We start from the raw sequence: 15,708 nt of genomic DNA on the forward strand, positions 1-15,708 counted from the left end.
TCGATTTGTTCCGCGCGCTACGCCGATGCGCGCTCGTCCTCCGGGAATAGGCACTTACCATTGCGCAGCATTTTCTCAAAGGCTGCGGCGGGCACCGGCTTGCTGAAGAGATAGCCCTGCATTTCGTCGCAGCCGTGCCGGTTCAAATAGGCCAGTTGATCGGGCGTCTCGACGCCTTCGGCAATGACGTTCAGCTTCAAGCTATGCGCCAGCGAAATAATCAACGCCACTATCGCCGCGTCGTCCGTGCCTGTTGCAATGTCGCGTACGAAGGACTGGTCGATTTTGAGCACATGGATGGGGAATCGCTTCAGGTAAGACAGGCTGGAGTAACCGGTGCCGAAGTCGTCGATGGACAACTGCACCCCGATCTCATTGAGCTCGTCCAGCACGCCGACCGCGCGTTCGACATCGGTCATGACCAGGCTCTCGGTCAATTCGATTTCCAGGTCCTGGGCCGCCAAGCCGGTTTCGTCCAGGGTGTTCATGATGGACTCGGCCAGATTTTTTTGGGCAAACTGGCGCGCTGACAGGTTGACCGCGACCCGTAAGCGGCCCAGGCCGGCGCGCTGCCATGCCAGGTTCTGGGCGCAAGCGGTGCGTATCACCCAGGCGCCTATGGGCACGATCAAGCCGGTTTCCTCGGCCAGGCCGATGAAGCGCGCCGGAGGGACCATGCCGAGCTCTGGATGGTTCCAACGGATCAGGGATTCCATGCCGACGATGCGGCCGCTGCGCAAGTCCACCTGGGGCTGGTAATGGAGTTCAAATTCATTACGTTCCAGCGCATGTCGCAATTCGCCCTCGAGCCGCAAGCGTTCAAGGTTGCGCGCATCCATGCCCGGGGCATAAAACCGGAAGTTGTTGCGCCCGACTTCCTTGGCGGAATACATGGCGATGTCTGCGTGCGTCATCAAGGTTTCCCCATCGGCGCCGTCGTGCGGGTGGACCGCGATGCCCATGCTGCAAGTCGTCACAAATTCGTGCCCTTCGATCATCATCGGCTGTGCCACGGTATCCAGGATACGTTGCACCACAGTTGCGGACAGGCTGCCGCTACCGTCGATCCGTTCGGGCAGGACCAGCACGAATTCATCGCCCCCCAACCTGGCCACCGTGTCCGATTCCCGTACCGCGGACTGCAGCCGCGCCGCGACCTGCTTGATCATGGCATCGCCGGCCTTGTGGCCCAGACTGTCATTGACCAGCTTGAAACGATCGAGATCGACGAAGATGATCCAGATCGGCGACGGGGAGCGCGTGGCCGTCGCGATGGCCTGTTTCAAGCGATCCTGTAGCAAGGCGCGGTTGGGCAAGCCGGTCAGCGTGTCATGGCCGGCCTGATGCTGCAGCAACGCTTCCAGCCGTTTATGCTCGTCGACGGAACGCACCAGGCTGTCGTTCATGTCTTTCAGCGCTTGCAGCAACTGGCCCGTTTCATCGTGTGAGGTGACCTCGATGCGGCTGGTCAGGTCGCCGGCGGCAACGGTTTGGGCGATCTTGAGCGCTTGCTGCAGCTGCCGCAACAGGGCGCGCGCAATGACGATCCCGAAGCCCAGCGTCAAGCAGAGGCTGAGCACGCCGATGGCGATCCCGGTGCTCACGGCCCCGTCGGCATCGCTGGTGGCCTGGCCGATGGTGCCGGTGAAGCGTTTGTCGGCGCGATCCCTGAAGGCGAACAAATCCCGGCGGTACGTGTCGAGCTTGGCCGACATCGCTTGCAGCGACTGCGGATCAGGCGCGCCGCTCTTGTTCATCATCCGTTCCGCAACTTCGCGGGCGGCGCCGTAGTACGTATCAAATTCGGCGGTCAATCGCTGAAATTCTTCGGCATGGTCGGCATCGATGTCACGCAACCTGGCATAGTTGGCGCGCACCTTGACGGCGATCGCCGCTGCAGCATCGAACGGGTCTGTTTCTCCGGAGCTTGCGGCATCGTTGAGTTGTTCGATGATCTTGTCGAGGGCGCCGACATTGTCCGTGGTGATTTCCAAGACCGGGAACTGCACGTCGCGCAGGTTGGCCAGCCGGCTGTTGTTGTGCTTGAGGACGACGGTGGACGAGCCCAGATAGACCAGCAGGCAAATCGCAGCGATTGCAAGCGGGAACAGCATTTTCCACAACAGTGGCAAGCGTCGCAGGATTTTCACGGCAGCGCCCATATCGCAGGCATCCCCAGCTTCACGGCCGTGGATGAAATCGTTTTCACGTCCGGCCGGTTCTTGACCGTCGTTTCCTTTACCTCGGCCGCAAACGCCGGTATCTGTTTCTTCTTCATATTCCTTGCTTCCCAAAAACAGCGTGAATTTTACGCTACATTGCAAAGTGGAATTGCGGGAAGATGACCGTTTTGAGCTTGCTCCCGCAGCAAGGATGTCCTTTATCCATATGGCCTACGTAGTTTCCTTACATGAAGGTAAGGATGGGCTGCCGCTTGCCCTACAGCAGCCCGAATGACTGCGAGCTCCCGGTTGCAACCATGAGCCCGGACGGCTTCGTGGACGTCGATTTCTTCCGCGCGAGCGACGCCATCAACGCAGGGCGACGTTGACGGCGCGCCCGTCGTAGTCTAGTTCGACGGCCTTGACTACCGCCGCGGTGCCCACGCCCACGCCGGGCCCGACCAGGACAACCTTGAATCGCCGCTTGGCCGCCATGCCCGGATACTTGCCTTGCCTGGCCCCGATCAGGAGCCGGCCGTTGCGCTGGTCCCAGCGCATCCCGACCAGGGCATACTCCCCGCGCTCGTAGCCCCATCCCTCGTCCGCGTCTTCATACAAGGTGTAGCTGCCGTCGCTGCCGGGATAGACGCGCAGTTCGACCGGCATATCGCGCTGTTGCGCCGTATGCTGAACCTCCGGCCCCATCGGGATGATGGTGCCGGCACGGACATGCAGGGGCATGCGGCCGATCGGCGCATCGGCCTGCACCGTGCGTCCGCCGGAAAGCGCCTGCCCGGTCCAGAAATCGATCCACCGGCCTCGCGGCAAGTACACCTCCCGCGACTTGGCCACGCCATTGACGGGCACCGAGTCGGCGCCGTAATACATCGGGAAGGTGACCGGGCTGACCATCATGCCTTCGCCGAAAAGCATCTGCGATGCCAAGCCGTGCGTGCGCTTGTCGTCGGGATAGGCAAACGCCACAGGACGGATGAAGGAGTCTCCCTTCAGGTACACCAGCCCGGCTTGCGAATAGACATAGGGCAGCAGGCGATAGCGCAGCCGGATGGCGTCCAGGATCGCGTCATGGAACGGCGTACCCGGCTCGCCGAAGTGCCACGGCTCGCGCGGGGTGTCCGTGCCATGGCTGCGGAACATGGGCAGGAAAGCGCCGAACTGCATCCAGCGCGTGTACAGTTCGCGGTAGCCAAGGTCGGCCACACCGCCCGGATAGTCGCCCTTCCAGAACCACTGCTCGCGCGGACGGACAAAGAAGGCGCCGATGTCGACCGAGACGTACGGCAGTCCGGAGGCGCTAAAGCTCTGCATTGCAGCGACTTGCTGCGCGAACACGGGCCAGCGGGCCGCGATGTCGCCGGTCCAGATCATGGCGCCGGTGGCCTGGCTGCCGGCATAACCGGAGCGGGTCAGGTTGACCATGCGCTTGTCGGGGGCGGCCTGGCGCCAGTTGCGCAGCATGCCCTGGGAGGCGGCCAGCGCATACGCGTTAAGGTATTGCGGATCGATCACGCGCGACAACGCGGCTACATTGATCTGGTCGGCATCGCGCGGACGCGTGCTGCCGCCCCAGTCGCCCACTTCCGGCTCGGTGGAATCGGTCCACCAGCCATCCATGCCGTGGCGGCCCAGGTAGTGCCATACATTGCGGAAATAGACGTCGGCCGCCCTGGGCTGGAAAAAGTCGACGTAGTTGCTGCCCGCGCTGGTGTAGCCCCCATCCTGGAGCTCTTTGCCGGGCGGGTCGAGCGGACTGGGATTGGGCCAGATCGAAATCATGACTTTGGCCTGCAAGTCGTGGACCGCCCCCGTCATGGCGGACAGGTCGGGATAGTGCTGCGCGTCCGGCACCGGGCTGCCCCAATGGCCGGGTTGCCAGTAGTTCCAGTCCTGGACGATCACGTCGAGTGGAATCCGGCGCTGGCGGAACTGCTTGACGGTGGCGACCACCTCGTCCTGGCTCTGGTAACGCTCCTTCGACTGCACGTAGCCGAACGCCCATTTGGGCAACGGCACAGCGGCGCCGGTAAGCTGGCGGAAACCGCCTACCGCCTGGTCCATCGACGGCCCCAGGACGAAGTAGTAGTCCAGGTCGTCGACCACGTCGCTGCTCACGGCCATACCGTCCTTGCCGTCGGTGAAGGACATGGCGCTGTAGGTGTCGAACAGGATGCCGTAACCGCGGGTGGAGACGATGAACGGCACCACCACCCGCAAGTTGTGCTGGTACAAACGCTTGCTGGTGCCGCGCAGGTTCAAATCGGCAGTCTCGTCGAAGCCCAGACCGTAGAGGGCCTCGTCGTCGTCCAGACGGAAACGGGCCGTGGCCTTCCAGGCCATGCGGTCCTGCTTCTGCTGGTAAGTGCCGGCCACCTGACGCTCGCCGTCGACCGTATGGACGGTTTGCACGGTAGCAGGATCGGCCACCGATTTGATCACCGGCACCGCTTCCAATGCGCGCGGCGCCGCCGCGTCCTCGCGCAGCAGCCGGCGGCCGGCGCCATCGGAAAAGCGAATGGCGCCGGTCGCGCGATCGAACGCTACGCTCAGCCGGGCGGACTGCAGGATGCGCTCCGCCCCTTCGTCGCGCAAGGTGATCCGGCCCGGCCGCTCGGCCACGTCGGCGCGCATCCGGCTGGGCTTGGCGGACCACTGGGCGTTGCGCGAGGCCGCCACGTGCACGATCCGGTCCGTCACGAAGCCGATCTTGATCCGCGTGTCGCCCACTGTTTGCTCGATCGTGGGCGCCGGGCCCGCTGCGGCCTTCGCCTGCAAGGACAAGGCAAGGCCCAGCGTGAACAGCACGCGCATCCATCGGTTCTTCATTCATTTTCCTTTAGGGGGTCCAGCGGGGGGATCACGCGCCAATGGTATTATATAAATAAAAAACAATCAAGCACGATCGAACGCCCGCCGGCATGGCGTCAGGAGCGCTCGATGATGGCGCCCCCCGCCTCTTCCCATTCCACCAACGGCTGGTGTAGCAAATGCTGCACGGCTTCCAGGTCGTCCGCCTGCACCGCCGTCACCCCGTACCACCCGTTACGGCCGCCGCTCTTCACCAGATACAAGGCCGCATCGGCAAGCTCTCCGACGGCCTGCCAGTCCAGCATCTTGGGGAAATGGCAGGCGAGCGGGAAACAGGCATAACCGATCGAACAGGTTTTCGTCAGCGCGCCGCCGTTCGGCAGCACAAAGGGCTCGTCGGCGACGGCCGCGCGCGCGCGTTCCGCCAAGCCCGCCGCGCGCTCGCGCCGGGTGCCGCGCGCGACCACCAGGAATTCCTCGCCGCCCCAGCGGATCACATAGTCGCTCTCGCGGAAGATGGTCCGCAAGCGGTGCCGCATCTGGCACAGCACCGCGTCGCCCGCCACATGCCCATGCTGATCATTGACCAGCTTGAAATGGTCGATGTCGATCAGGAAAAAGATCAGGTCGCCATCATCGGTTGGGCCCTCGGGCCGGCGCCTGCGGTCCTCATGGCGGCGTACGGACAGCGCGATGTCCGCCTCGATATGCTCGGTAAGAAAGCGCCGGTTGTGCAGGCCGGTCAGCGGATCGGTCAGGCTGGCCAGTTCCAGCGCCTGCGACTTCAGCGCCAGCGCGACCGTCACTTCCTGCAACTCGGCGGTCCGTTCGGCCACCCGCAACGCCAGCTCCTCCTCCCGGCCCCGCAGGTGCAGCGTGCGCCACTGCACCACGCCCAGCACGGCGGCGCCGGCCAGCCCCAGCATGCCCAGCCTGGCCCACCATGTTTCCCACCAGGCCGGCAAAACGTTCACCGCCAGCGACGCCACCGCATCGCTCCACATCCCGCTGCGGTTGCTGCCCTGCACCTGCAAGGTGTATTCGCCGGGCGGCAAGTTGTCATAGCTGGCCACGCGCAAGTTCGCGCCCGTCTCGCGCCAGCCGGCTTCATACCCTTGCAGCCGGTAGCGATAGCGGTTGAGTTCGGGGTAGCTGTAGTCGAGCGCGGAAAATTCGGCGCCGAAGGAACGCTGCGGCGGCGCGATGTCTATCCTTCCCGCCGCGGGCAAGTCCACCGGCTGCGCGCGGACCGACAAGGCAGTCAGCACCACGGGCGGACGATACGACCAGGGCGTGTACTTATCCGGCTCCACCAGCAGCACGCCGGCCGAGCCGCCGAACAGCATGCGGCCGTCGCGCAATTGCGCGTAGGCGCGGAACCAGCCGGTCCCGATATCGACGCCGTCGGCAACGTTCAGTTCGTCATAACGCCGGGTGGCCGGATCATGCACGCCCCGGTGGGTCCATATCCTGCCGGACCGGTCGCGCAGCAAATTGGCGCCGATGGCATGCCCATCCGGCCCCTGGTTGTCGATGACCAGTGTGTAGCGCGCCTGGTCGCCGTCAAACCGGTCGACCCGGTAACGGCCGCCATCGCCATCGATCCACAGCCCGTCCGCATCGGCCAGCATGCCTTTCACGGCGTAGTTGCTGTCGGCCGCGCCCCCCGTGGCCGCCAGTTTGTGCGCCGTGCCGCTGGCGGTGTCGATCCGGAAAATGCCGGCGGCGTTGCCGGCCCAAAGGCGTCCCGCCGGATCTTGCGCCAGGGCGTCGACATTGCCGCGCATCGGGCCGCCGCGCGCCAGCATCACCGGTGTCAAGACGGCCTCGCCCCGCGCTTTGCGCAGCATTCCGTTGCCGCTGCCGACCCATAAAGTGCCATCGCGATCGAACAGCACGCGCCGCACATTATGCCCGACGATGTCGTGGCGGCGGATGAAACGGCGGTCCTCGTCGAATTCATACAAGGCCCCTTCACTGCCGATCCAGGCATGACCGTCAGGTCCCTGCGCCAGAGCGCTCACCCTGGCGGGCGAACCGCCGCGTGCGGGCTGGCCGGGAAGCACGAAGTCGCCGGCGCGCCGCAATGCCCGGTCGAGCACGGATATGCCACGCTCGCCGCGCCCCAGCCAGATTTCTCCATTCCGCATTTCGGCGATGGCGCGGACGGGAATACCATCCCATGGATCGTCGGGCGCCGACCTCAACACCGAAATGCCGGGCCGCGGCGGCACATAGCGCTGTACACCACCGCCATACATGCCGATAAACAGCACGCCCGACCGGTCGCGCACAATGGCCTGCACACCCGACGACGCCAGCGAACCTATCCGTCCGGCCATGTGCCGTATCCGTTGCTGCACCGCGCCGCTGTCGGCAGCCCGGATTTCAATCCCGTTCGACCGCCCTATCCACATCTGCCTGCCATCGGCGTCTTCGATGGCGCTGACCGTGCCGTCCAGCTCAGTGCCCCCCTCCGCCAGCCATTCGGCCTGCCCGGATGCCGGATCCACGATCAGCAAGCCGCCAGTCACCGTGCCGACCCACAAGCGGCCCGTGCGGTCTTCGCGCAGCCTGGATACACCCTGCCGCGCCAGCTTCGCCTCGTCCCTGGGATCGCGCAGCACCGGCTCGCAGCGTTCGGCCGCGCGCGCCTTGCGCACCAGTCCTTTCGCCCCGCCAACCCACAGGTCGCCGCGGCTATCAAGCAGCAATGCTGCAATCACGTCGCCCGGCAGGCCGTCTTGCGCGGCGCGCCTGTGGACAAACGTGCCCGTGGCCGGATTGAAATGATCCAGTCCACCGCCCTGCATGCCGATCCAGTAACCTTCGGCACCGTCGGAGATGATGGTGCGCACCGAACCTTCGGCCAACGACCGCGGGTTCTTCGGCTCGTGACGGTAAAACACGGAGCGCCCGGTGCGCGGATCCAGCGCCGCCAGGCCGACCGTCGCCAGGCCCAGCCAAACCCGGCCATCGCGCCCGCCCGCGATCGCCCCGACCGAACCGATGACCTCGGCAGCGCCATCATGCTCCTTCAGCGGAAACCTGACGAAGTGATAACCATCATAGCGGGCGACGCCGGTCGCCCCGCCCGCCCAGACATAACCTTGGGCATCGAGCGCCACCGCCGTGACCACCCCATCCATGATGCTGTTGTTCGTGAGCGCCTGAATGAATTGGGGCTCGGAAAGATGCTGAGCGCTGGCACCTGCCATGGATGCCTGGAAAATCACGGCGAACAGCAGCGGCCGCATCCAGCGGGCCGCCCAGCCTCCGGTTCCGATCGTGTATTGCCCTCTTTCAGTCTGCACTCTTCCTCCGCAAATGGCGCATGCGTCAGCCTTGCACGCACACTGTATCCCATCTGCACATTGTGAAGGAAACCGTTGCCGCTCACAACGGTGCTTGCCTTCCCGCCCCTACGCGCCGGCTTCGACGGTAATGCGGACGAACAATTCGTCCGTGACCGAAGGCACATACTTGCCGACGCCGAAGTCGGACCGCCGCAGCATGGCCTCGGCATCGAAGCCGGCCTTGGTTTTCTTCGTGACCGGGTCGGTGCTGATCTTGTTGATTTTCCCGTTCAGCACCACCGGCCTGGTCACGCCGTGCACGGATAGATTGCCGCTGATTTTCAGCGTGCCCATCGGCCCCTTCTCGATGCCGGTGCTCGCGAACGTCACCTCGGGATATTTCGCGGCGTCGAGGAATTCATCGGTCTTCAGGTGCTCGTCCAGCGCTTCGACACCGGTCCGCAAGCCGTCCAGCGCCAGTCTCACGGTGACCGATGATTTCGTCAGGTCTTTATCGTCGAGCACCAGCTTGCCTTCGATCTTTTCAAACCGGGCGACCGGATTGGAGAATCCGAAATGGTTCCATTGAAATACCACGGCGCTATGGCGGGAAACGATCGCCAGGTCTTCCGCGCCGAATGCGGGCAAGCCGGAAAGTAAAGACAGGGACAGCGGCAGAGACAGAAAAACAGCTTTCATTAAATACTCCTGGTTGTATTGAACTACGAAGCGCGCACGCATAATGCACGGGTACCATATGGCGCGAATTTGAATGTCTGATTGCGCGTTCCATTGACCAGCAAGACGCCCCAGACCAGGACAGGCGACGCTTCGCTGCTGTCCTTTTTCAAATCGGTGCCGCTCCAGTACCAGTTGCCGCTCAATGTAAACAAGGGCGGCACCTTGCAGCTGGCGTTGCCGCAGGCGGCGCTGTCGCCGTCCCTCCGCGCCTGCTCGTACAGACCGGACAACTCGTCCACAAGGGGGAGCCGCCAGCCCGCCCCCAGCCTGGCGCAGTACGCCTTCGCCTCCTCCCAGTTCACTTCCTGGCCGTTATCGGTTTTTGTCCAGCTTAGCTTGGTCGAGTCCTGCGCGAGGACGGCATTGCCGAGATCTTTCCAGCCAGCCATGCCTTCCGCCTGGCTGCTGTTCGCAGTGCAGGAGAAGGCCAAGCCTAGACAGCTGACCCAACGGGAAAAATTATTGACGGACATACTCTGGCTCCTGTTCGTAAGGTGAGCCGGTACGATGCCGCCTGGCCATCCGGAAGTCCTGAAATTGCCCTGAAATTGCGCTGAATTGCCCTGAAATTTCCCTGAAACTGTCTGAAATCGGCGCGCGCGGGCTGGGCTATAATGGCAAGCTGCCAAAATAACAAGAAACCACGGGACCGGATGGACACTTTAACTATTGCAAAGCTGCGCGTGGGCGCATGGTGCGTCGATACCGCGCTCGGCGAAATGACGCGCGACGGCGCAAGCGTGCGGCTGGACCCGCGCACCTTGCGCCTCTTGCTCTGCCTGACCGGGCGCGCGGGGGAGACTGTCAGCGCGGACGAACTGCTGGGCCAGGTCTGGCCCGGAGTCGTCGTCACGCCCGATTCGGTGTACCAGGCGATCGCGTCGCTGCGTCGCCTGCTGGGCGACGATGCCAAGCAAGCCAGCTATATCGTCACCGTGCCGCGCCAGGGCTACCGGATGGTGGCGGCGGTCGGCCCGTGGATAGAGCCGGGCGAGCTTGCACCTGGCGACATTGACGCAGTGCTCCCGCCGTCCGCGCAGCACGCCGGTGTGGCCGCACGGCCGCTGCCCACCCCACGTAGCCGCCGCGCATTCATGCTGGCGGCGAGTATTCCGGTCGTGGCCGGCATTGCATTCTGGATGTCCGGCACGCAGCCGACCAAAGCGGTCCCTTCGGCCAATACCCAAGCGGCGCAATATCAGCAATCCATCGCGGTACTGCCGTTTTCGGATTTAACGGACGGCATGGGACATGAAACTTTTGCCGATGGCATGACCGAAGAACTGATAGGCCGCTTCAGCAAGATTCCTGGCTTCAGAGTGCCGGCGCCGACCTCCTCCTTTTATTACAAGGGCAAGCAAAAGCCGGTCGCTGACATAGCGCGGGAATTGGGCGTCGCCTATATATTGGATGGCAGCGTGCGCAAATCGGGCAGCACTCTGCGCGTCGCCGCCCGTTTAATCAAGGCCGATAACGGTTTTATCATCTGGTCCGAAACGTACGACAAACCGGTCGATGATTTATTGATGGTGCAGGACGACATCGCCGGCGCGGTAACGAAAGCCTTGAAGGCGACCATCAGCAACGGCGCCGGCGCAGCGCAGAGCGGAACGGCGCCGGCATCGTGAAACGCCGGCGCCGCCGAAGCTAGGCCGGAATCCGCGCCAGCAAGCCGACGGGCCGGACACCGCCTGTCCCGCCGCCCAGGTCGAAGCGCGCCACCGCGCGGGCCAGCAGGACCGACTGTCCGCGCAGGCTTTCGGCCGCGGCGGCGGCCTGCTCCACCAGCGCCGCGTTCTGCTGCGTCATATCGTCCATGTGGTCCACCGCCCGGCTGATCTGCCCGATGCTCACGCTCTGATCCCGGCTCGCCTCCGAGATCTGGTCCACCAGCGCGGCCACCCGCTGCACCGAGTCCTCCATGTCGCTCATCGTGGTCGCCGCCTCGTCGGCCAGCTGGTGGCCACGGTCGACCTGCGTCACCGAGGCGGCGATCAGCAGCCGGATTTCCTTGGCCGCGTCGGCGGCGCGCTGGGCCAGTGCGCGCACCTCGGCGGCCACCACCGCGAAGCCGCGCCCGGATTCGCCCGCGCGCGCCGCTTCCACGGCCGCGTTCAGGGCCAGGATATTGGTCTGGAAGGCGATCCCGTCGATGACCGAGATATGGCCGGCGATCTTGTCCGAGCTGTGCTTGATCGCGCCCATGGTGTCCGACACCCGGGCCGCCACCACGCTGCCCTGCATGGCGCGCGCGCGGGCCGCGCCGCCCGCCTCGCTGGCCTGGCGCGCGTGGTCGGCGTTGCCGCTCACCGTGGCAGCCAGCTCCTGCATAGCCGCAGCCGTCTCCTGCAGCGATCCGGCCTGGCGCTCGGTGCGCACCGACAGGTCGGCGTTGCCGGCCGCGATCTCGCGCGAGGCCAGCAGCACCGCCGAACTGCTGCGGCTGATCTGCGCCATCGCGTCCGCCAGCGTGGTCTGCATCAGTTTGAGCGCGCGCATCAGCTGGCCCGCCTCGCCGCCGCCGGACACCTCGCCGATAGTCTCGTTCAGGTCGCCGGCGGCGATGGTGTCGGCGATGCGGGCGGCATGGCGCAGCGGCGTGGTGATGGAGCGCGTGATGTAGAGCGCACAGGCCGCGCCGGAGCACAGCGCCAGCAGGCCGGCCGCCAGCATGCCGGCCCGCGCCGTCTGGTAATGCGCGCGCGACGCGTCGCGGGTGCGCGCCATGGCCGCCTGCTCGCTGTCGGCCAGCGTGCCGAGCCGGCCTATCCAGCGCGCGTGCAGCGGCGCGAAGTCGGATTTCAGCAGCGCCGCCGCGTCGAAGTAGTTGCCGGCCGCGACCGCGCCCTGGACGCTGGCCAGCGCCGGCGCCAGGTCGGCCCGGCTTTGCCGCGCCGCCGCCAGCGCCGCCGCGTCGGCGGCCGCGCCCCGCAAGGCGCGCTCGGCGCCGTCGTAGGCGGCCAGCAGGCCGACCACTTTGCCGGCCGCCTCGGTGCCTTCCTGCGCATCGGTCGGCGCCGCCAGCTGGCGCAGCGCCAGGGCCAGCGCCGCGCCGTTGTGGCGCATCTGCAGCGCCCCGTTCAGACTGCCGAGCCGTTCGCCAACGATGTGCTCCGTGTCGCCCTGCAGCGCGGCCATGCGCCACAAACCGATGAGCAGCAAGGCGCAGGCGCACAGCAGCACCAGGCCGAAACCGAGCGCCAGACGCGCGCCTATGGTGAGATTCGAAACGATACGCATAATCATCTCCCTTGGCGCCGCGCTGGCGGCGCCGTGCTTAGCCTGCGAGGAACCTCAATTGACCACGATGGACACGCCGCGCCCGTGCATGCCCAGGCTGATCGTTTCGCGCGGCCGGCGCTGCCGCTCGACGTGGGGGCAGACCACGAACAGTTCGCCGATTTCGGTTTCCAGCGTGTACTCGTAGAAGCCGCCGAGATAGGTCGACTTGAGCACCTGGGCCTTCAGGCCGAACTCGCCGGACTCGCCCACCCGCCACGCCTCGGGACGCACCGCCACCTGCACCGGCCCCGGCAGCAGCGAGTCGGGCGCGCGCCATTCGAGCGGCCCCAGCTGCACGAAACCGGCGCCCGTCACGCGCGCCGGCAGCAGCAGGGCCTCGCCCATGAAGCCGGCCACGAACTCGCTGTTGGGCCGCTCGTACAGGTCGGCCGGCGTGCCGGCCTGGGCGATGCGGCCGTCGCGCATGACGATGATCTGGTCCGACACCGCCAGCGCCTCGCTCTGGTCGTGGGTGACGTAGGCCACCGTCAGGTTCAGGCGCTGCTGCAGCGCGCGGATCTCGTCGCGCATCTGGCGCCGCAGCCTGGCGTCCAGGTTGGACAGCGGCTCGTCGAACAGCAGCACGGCCGGCTCCAGCACCAGCGCCCGCGCCAGCGCCACGCGCTGCTGCTGGCCGCCGGACAGCTCGCCCGGCCAGCGCGCCTCGTAGCCGCCCAGGCCCACCGTGGCCAGCGCCACGTCGACCCGCTGCTTCATGCTGGCGCGCCCCACCCCGGCCACCGTCAGGCCGTAGCCGACGTTGTCGAAGATGTTCATGTGCGGGAACAGCGCGTAGCTCTGGAACACCAGGCTGACGTGGCGGTCCGCCGCCGACATGGTGGTGACGTCGGCGCCGTCGATGAGGATCTGCCCGCTGCTCGGGCTCTCCAGCCCGGCGATCATGCGCAAGGTGGTGGTCTTGCCGCAGCCCGAGGGCCCCAGCAAGGTGGTCAGCGTGCCCTTCGGCACCGTGAAGTCTATGCCCTTGACCGCCAGCGGCCCGCCGCTGGTATAGCCCTTGGTGATGCTCTTGAATTCGATTCCCGGCTTCATATCGTGCTCCTGTCTCGTCTCGTTGTTGTTGTCCTGCGCCTTACACCGCGGTCGCCGCCAGCGCCGGCCCCGCCTCGGCCTTGGCGCCGGTCCCTGCCGGCGCCGTGCGCCGTCCCAGCTTGCGTTCGCCCACCAGCCACTGCACCAGGCCGGTGGCCGACAGCATCAGCACGGTCAGCACGGTGCAGTAGGCCAGCGCCACGCCGTACTCGCCGTTGCCGACGCGGCCGATGATGAAGGTGGTGGCCAGCTCGTACTCGGCGCTGACCAGGAAGATCACCGACGACACGGTGGTCATGGCCCGCACGAAGCCGTACACCAGCGAGGCCACCAGGGCCGGGCGCAGCAGCGGCAGCATCACGCGCCGCATCGTCGTCAGGGTCGATGCGCCCAGCATGGACGAGGCCTCGTCCAGGCTCTTGTCGATCTGCTTCAGGGCCGCCGAACCGGCGCGTATGCTGACCGGCAGGTTGCGGAACACGAAGCACAGCAGGATGATCAGGCCGGTGCCGGTCAGCTCGAACGGCGGCACGTTGAAGGCCAGCACATAGGCCACGCCGAGCACCGTGCCCGGCACCGCGAAGGCCAGCAGCGCGCCGAACTCGAACAGGTTGCGGCCGCGGAACTGCACCCGCGCCAGCAGATAGGCCATCAGCAGGCCCAGCACGGCGGTCAGCGGCGCGGCCATGCCGGCCAGGCGCAGCGTGGTCCACAGCGAATCCCAGCCCGCGCCCAGCCAGACGATGCCGTGGTCCCACTCGAAGCCGAAGGCGGTGCGGAAATGCTCCAGTGTCAGGCTGAAGTCGCGCCCCCACAGCTTGACGAAGCCGCCGGCGAAGGCGAACAGGTAGATGACAGCGGTAAAGCCCAGCCACGGCATGGCGATGCCCATCGCGACCCGGCGCACCGGCGCCGGCAGCGGCGGCGGAATGCCGTTGTCGCCCTTGCCCGACATGCTGGTGTAGCTGCCCTTGCCCAGCGCCATGCGCTGCAGCACGAACACGGCCAGCGCGAAGGTGCTCAGGATCAGCGCCAGCGAGGCGGCGCGGCCCTGGTCGAGCTGGGCGCCGACGATGGCGAAGAAGATTTCGGTCGACAGCACCGAGAATTGCCCGCCCACCACGATGGGGTTGCCGAAGTCGGCCATCGATTCGATGAAGCCGACCAGGAAGGCGTTGGCCAGGCCGGGGCCGAGCAGCGGCAAGGTGACGGTCATGAAGGCGCGCATCGGCTTGGCGCGCAGGGTCTGGGCCGCCTCCTCCAGGGTAGGCGCGATGGACTGCGCCACGCTGCGCATCATCAGGTAGGCGATCGGCGTGAAGGCGATCATCTGCGCCAGCCACACGCCCTTGGCGCTGTAGAACCAGCGCGACGGCTCGATGCCGAACAGCTGCTCGAGCGCCTGGTTGACCAGGCCGGCGCGGCCGAACAGCAGGATCAGGCCCAGGCCCACCACGAAAGGCGGCGTGACGATGGGCAGCATGGACAGCACGCGCACCAGCGGCTTGGCGCGCACCAGCGAGCGCTCGGTCAGCAGCGCCAGCAAAGTGCCCAGCATCGTGGTGCCGGCGGCGGTGGCCAGCGCCAGCGCCAGCGTGTTCCACGCCACGCCGCAGCTGGCCCGCCCCTGCAAACAGCCCAGGTTCCAGGCCCGCTCGCTGGCCAGCCGCGCCCAGGCGTCGGCGGCGCTGAAGCGGCCGCCCTCGTCGAGGAAGGCGCCGGACAGCGATTTGAGCACCGGCGCGGCGATGAACAGCAGCAGCAGCGCCGAGCACAGCAGCACTGCGCCGGCGACGAATTCGTTACCCTGGAAAAAACCCAGGCGGGCGATGCCGATCGCCATCAGCATCAGCAGGGCCAGCAGCACCAGCGCGCCGCCCCAGCCGAGGCCGAACTGGCCCACCGGCAGCGCCAGCGCACCGGCCTGCAGCGAAGGCCAGACCCAGCCCTGCGGGCCGATCGCGAAGCCGGTCCCCAGCAGGCCGGCCAGGCCGGCGCCGCCGCTGAGCGCGAGCAGCAGGCCTTGGGCGCGGCGGCTGCGGCACAGCAGCGCCGGCAAGGCCGCCCAGGGCGCCGCGAGCGGCAGCCACAGCCAGTGGCGCTGGTGCACCGTGGCCTGCAGCCAGCCCATGGCCGCGTCCATGCCGCCGAACACGGCGCTGTAGTTGTGGAGCCAGGTGCTGTCCTGCATGGCGTACCATGGCAGCAGCAGCGAGGCGGCGATGGCGAGCACGGCCCAGCCTAGCGCCGTATCGCTAAGGAGTTTGTTCTGTTTCATTTGTGTCTTCCCGAGTGCAGGCCTGGGCCTGGTATTGCCTCGCGGCGCGGCGCCGGTGGCGGCGCCGCTC

At 66.3% G+C, this 15,708-nt stretch carries 9 protein-coding genes; 1 reads left to right on the plus strand and 8 read right to left on the minus strand.

Annotated elements, in window-relative coordinates; translation table 11 throughout:
- Positions 1–17 precede the first annotated feature (17 nt).
- From ACSQ8Y_RS15890 to ACSQ8Y_RS15910, 5 genes are all read right to left on the minus strand, one after another.
- Positions 18–2,324 carry a putative bifunctional diguanylate cyclase/phosphodiesterase gene (locus ACSQ8Y_RS15890; protein ID WP_436267415.1) on the minus strand — a complete coding sequence of 769 codons (2,307 nt, stop codon included), beginning with the start codon at positions 2,322–2,324 and terminating at the stop codon, positions 18–20.
- 207 nt (positions 2,325–2,531) lie between these two features.
- Positions 2,532–5,006, minus strand: coding sequence for a TIM-barrel domain-containing protein (locus tag ACSQ8Y_RS15895; RefSeq protein ID WP_436267416.1), 2,475 nt, complete (start codon positions 5,004–5,006; stop codon positions 2,532–2,534).
- A 98-nt stretch (positions 5,007–5,104) separates the two neighbouring features.
- Positions 5,105–8,137, minus strand: coding sequence for a diguanylate cyclase (locus ACSQ8Y_RS15900; RefSeq protein WP_436267417.1), 3,033 nt, complete (start codon positions 8,135–8,137; stop codon positions 5,105–5,107).
- A gap of 273 nt (positions 8,138–8,410) precedes the next feature.
- On the minus strand, positions 8,411–8,983 hold the full coding sequence (locus ACSQ8Y_RS15905) for a YceI family protein (protein ID WP_436267418.1): 573 nt from the start codon (positions 8,981–8,983) through the stop codon (positions 8,411–8,413).
- A 23-nt stretch (positions 8,984–9,006) separates the two neighbouring features.
- Entirely contained in the window at positions 9,007–9,498 is a 492-nt protein-coding gene (locus ACSQ8Y_RS15910) for an Lcl domain-containing protein (protein WP_436267419.1), read from the minus strand.
- Positions 9,499–9,678: 180 nt separating this feature from the next.
- Here ACSQ8Y_RS15910 and ACSQ8Y_RS15915 point away from each other — a divergent pair, with 180 nt between their 5' ends.
- Entirely contained in the window at positions 9,679–10,653 is a 975-nt protein-coding gene (locus ACSQ8Y_RS15915; protein WP_436267420.1) for a winged helix-turn-helix domain-containing protein, read from the plus strand.
- Between the two features lie 19 nt (positions 10,654–10,672).
- Here ACSQ8Y_RS15915 and ACSQ8Y_RS15920 read toward each other — a convergent pair whose 3' ends face one another.
- The 3 genes from ACSQ8Y_RS15920 to ACSQ8Y_RS15930 are packed head-to-tail and all read right to left on the minus strand — an operon-like array spanning position 10,673 to position 15,638.
- Entirely contained in the window at positions 10,673–12,265 is a 1,593-nt protein-coding gene (locus ACSQ8Y_RS15920; RefSeq protein WP_436267421.1) for a methyl-accepting chemotaxis protein, read from the minus strand.
- Positions 12,266–12,319: 54 nt separating this feature from the next.
- Positions 12,320–13,360 carry an ABC transporter ATP-binding protein gene (locus tag ACSQ8Y_RS15925; RefSeq protein ID WP_436267422.1) on the minus strand — a complete coding sequence of 347 codons (1,041 nt, stop codon included), beginning with the start codon at positions 13,358–13,360 and terminating at the stop codon, positions 12,320–12,322.
- Between the two features lie 40 nt (positions 13,361–13,400).
- Positions 13,401–15,638, minus strand: coding sequence for an ABC transporter permease (locus tag ACSQ8Y_RS15930; RefSeq protein ID WP_436267423.1), 2,238 nt, complete (start codon positions 15,636–15,638; stop codon positions 13,401–13,403).
- Positions 15,639–15,708: the final 70 nt, after the last annotated feature.

Origin of the sequence: Pseudoduganella sp. LjRoot289 (assembly GCF_964252925.1) — a bacterium.
Lineage (GTDB): Bacteria > Pseudomonadota > Gammaproteobacteria > Burkholderiales > Burkholderiaceae_D > Rugamonas.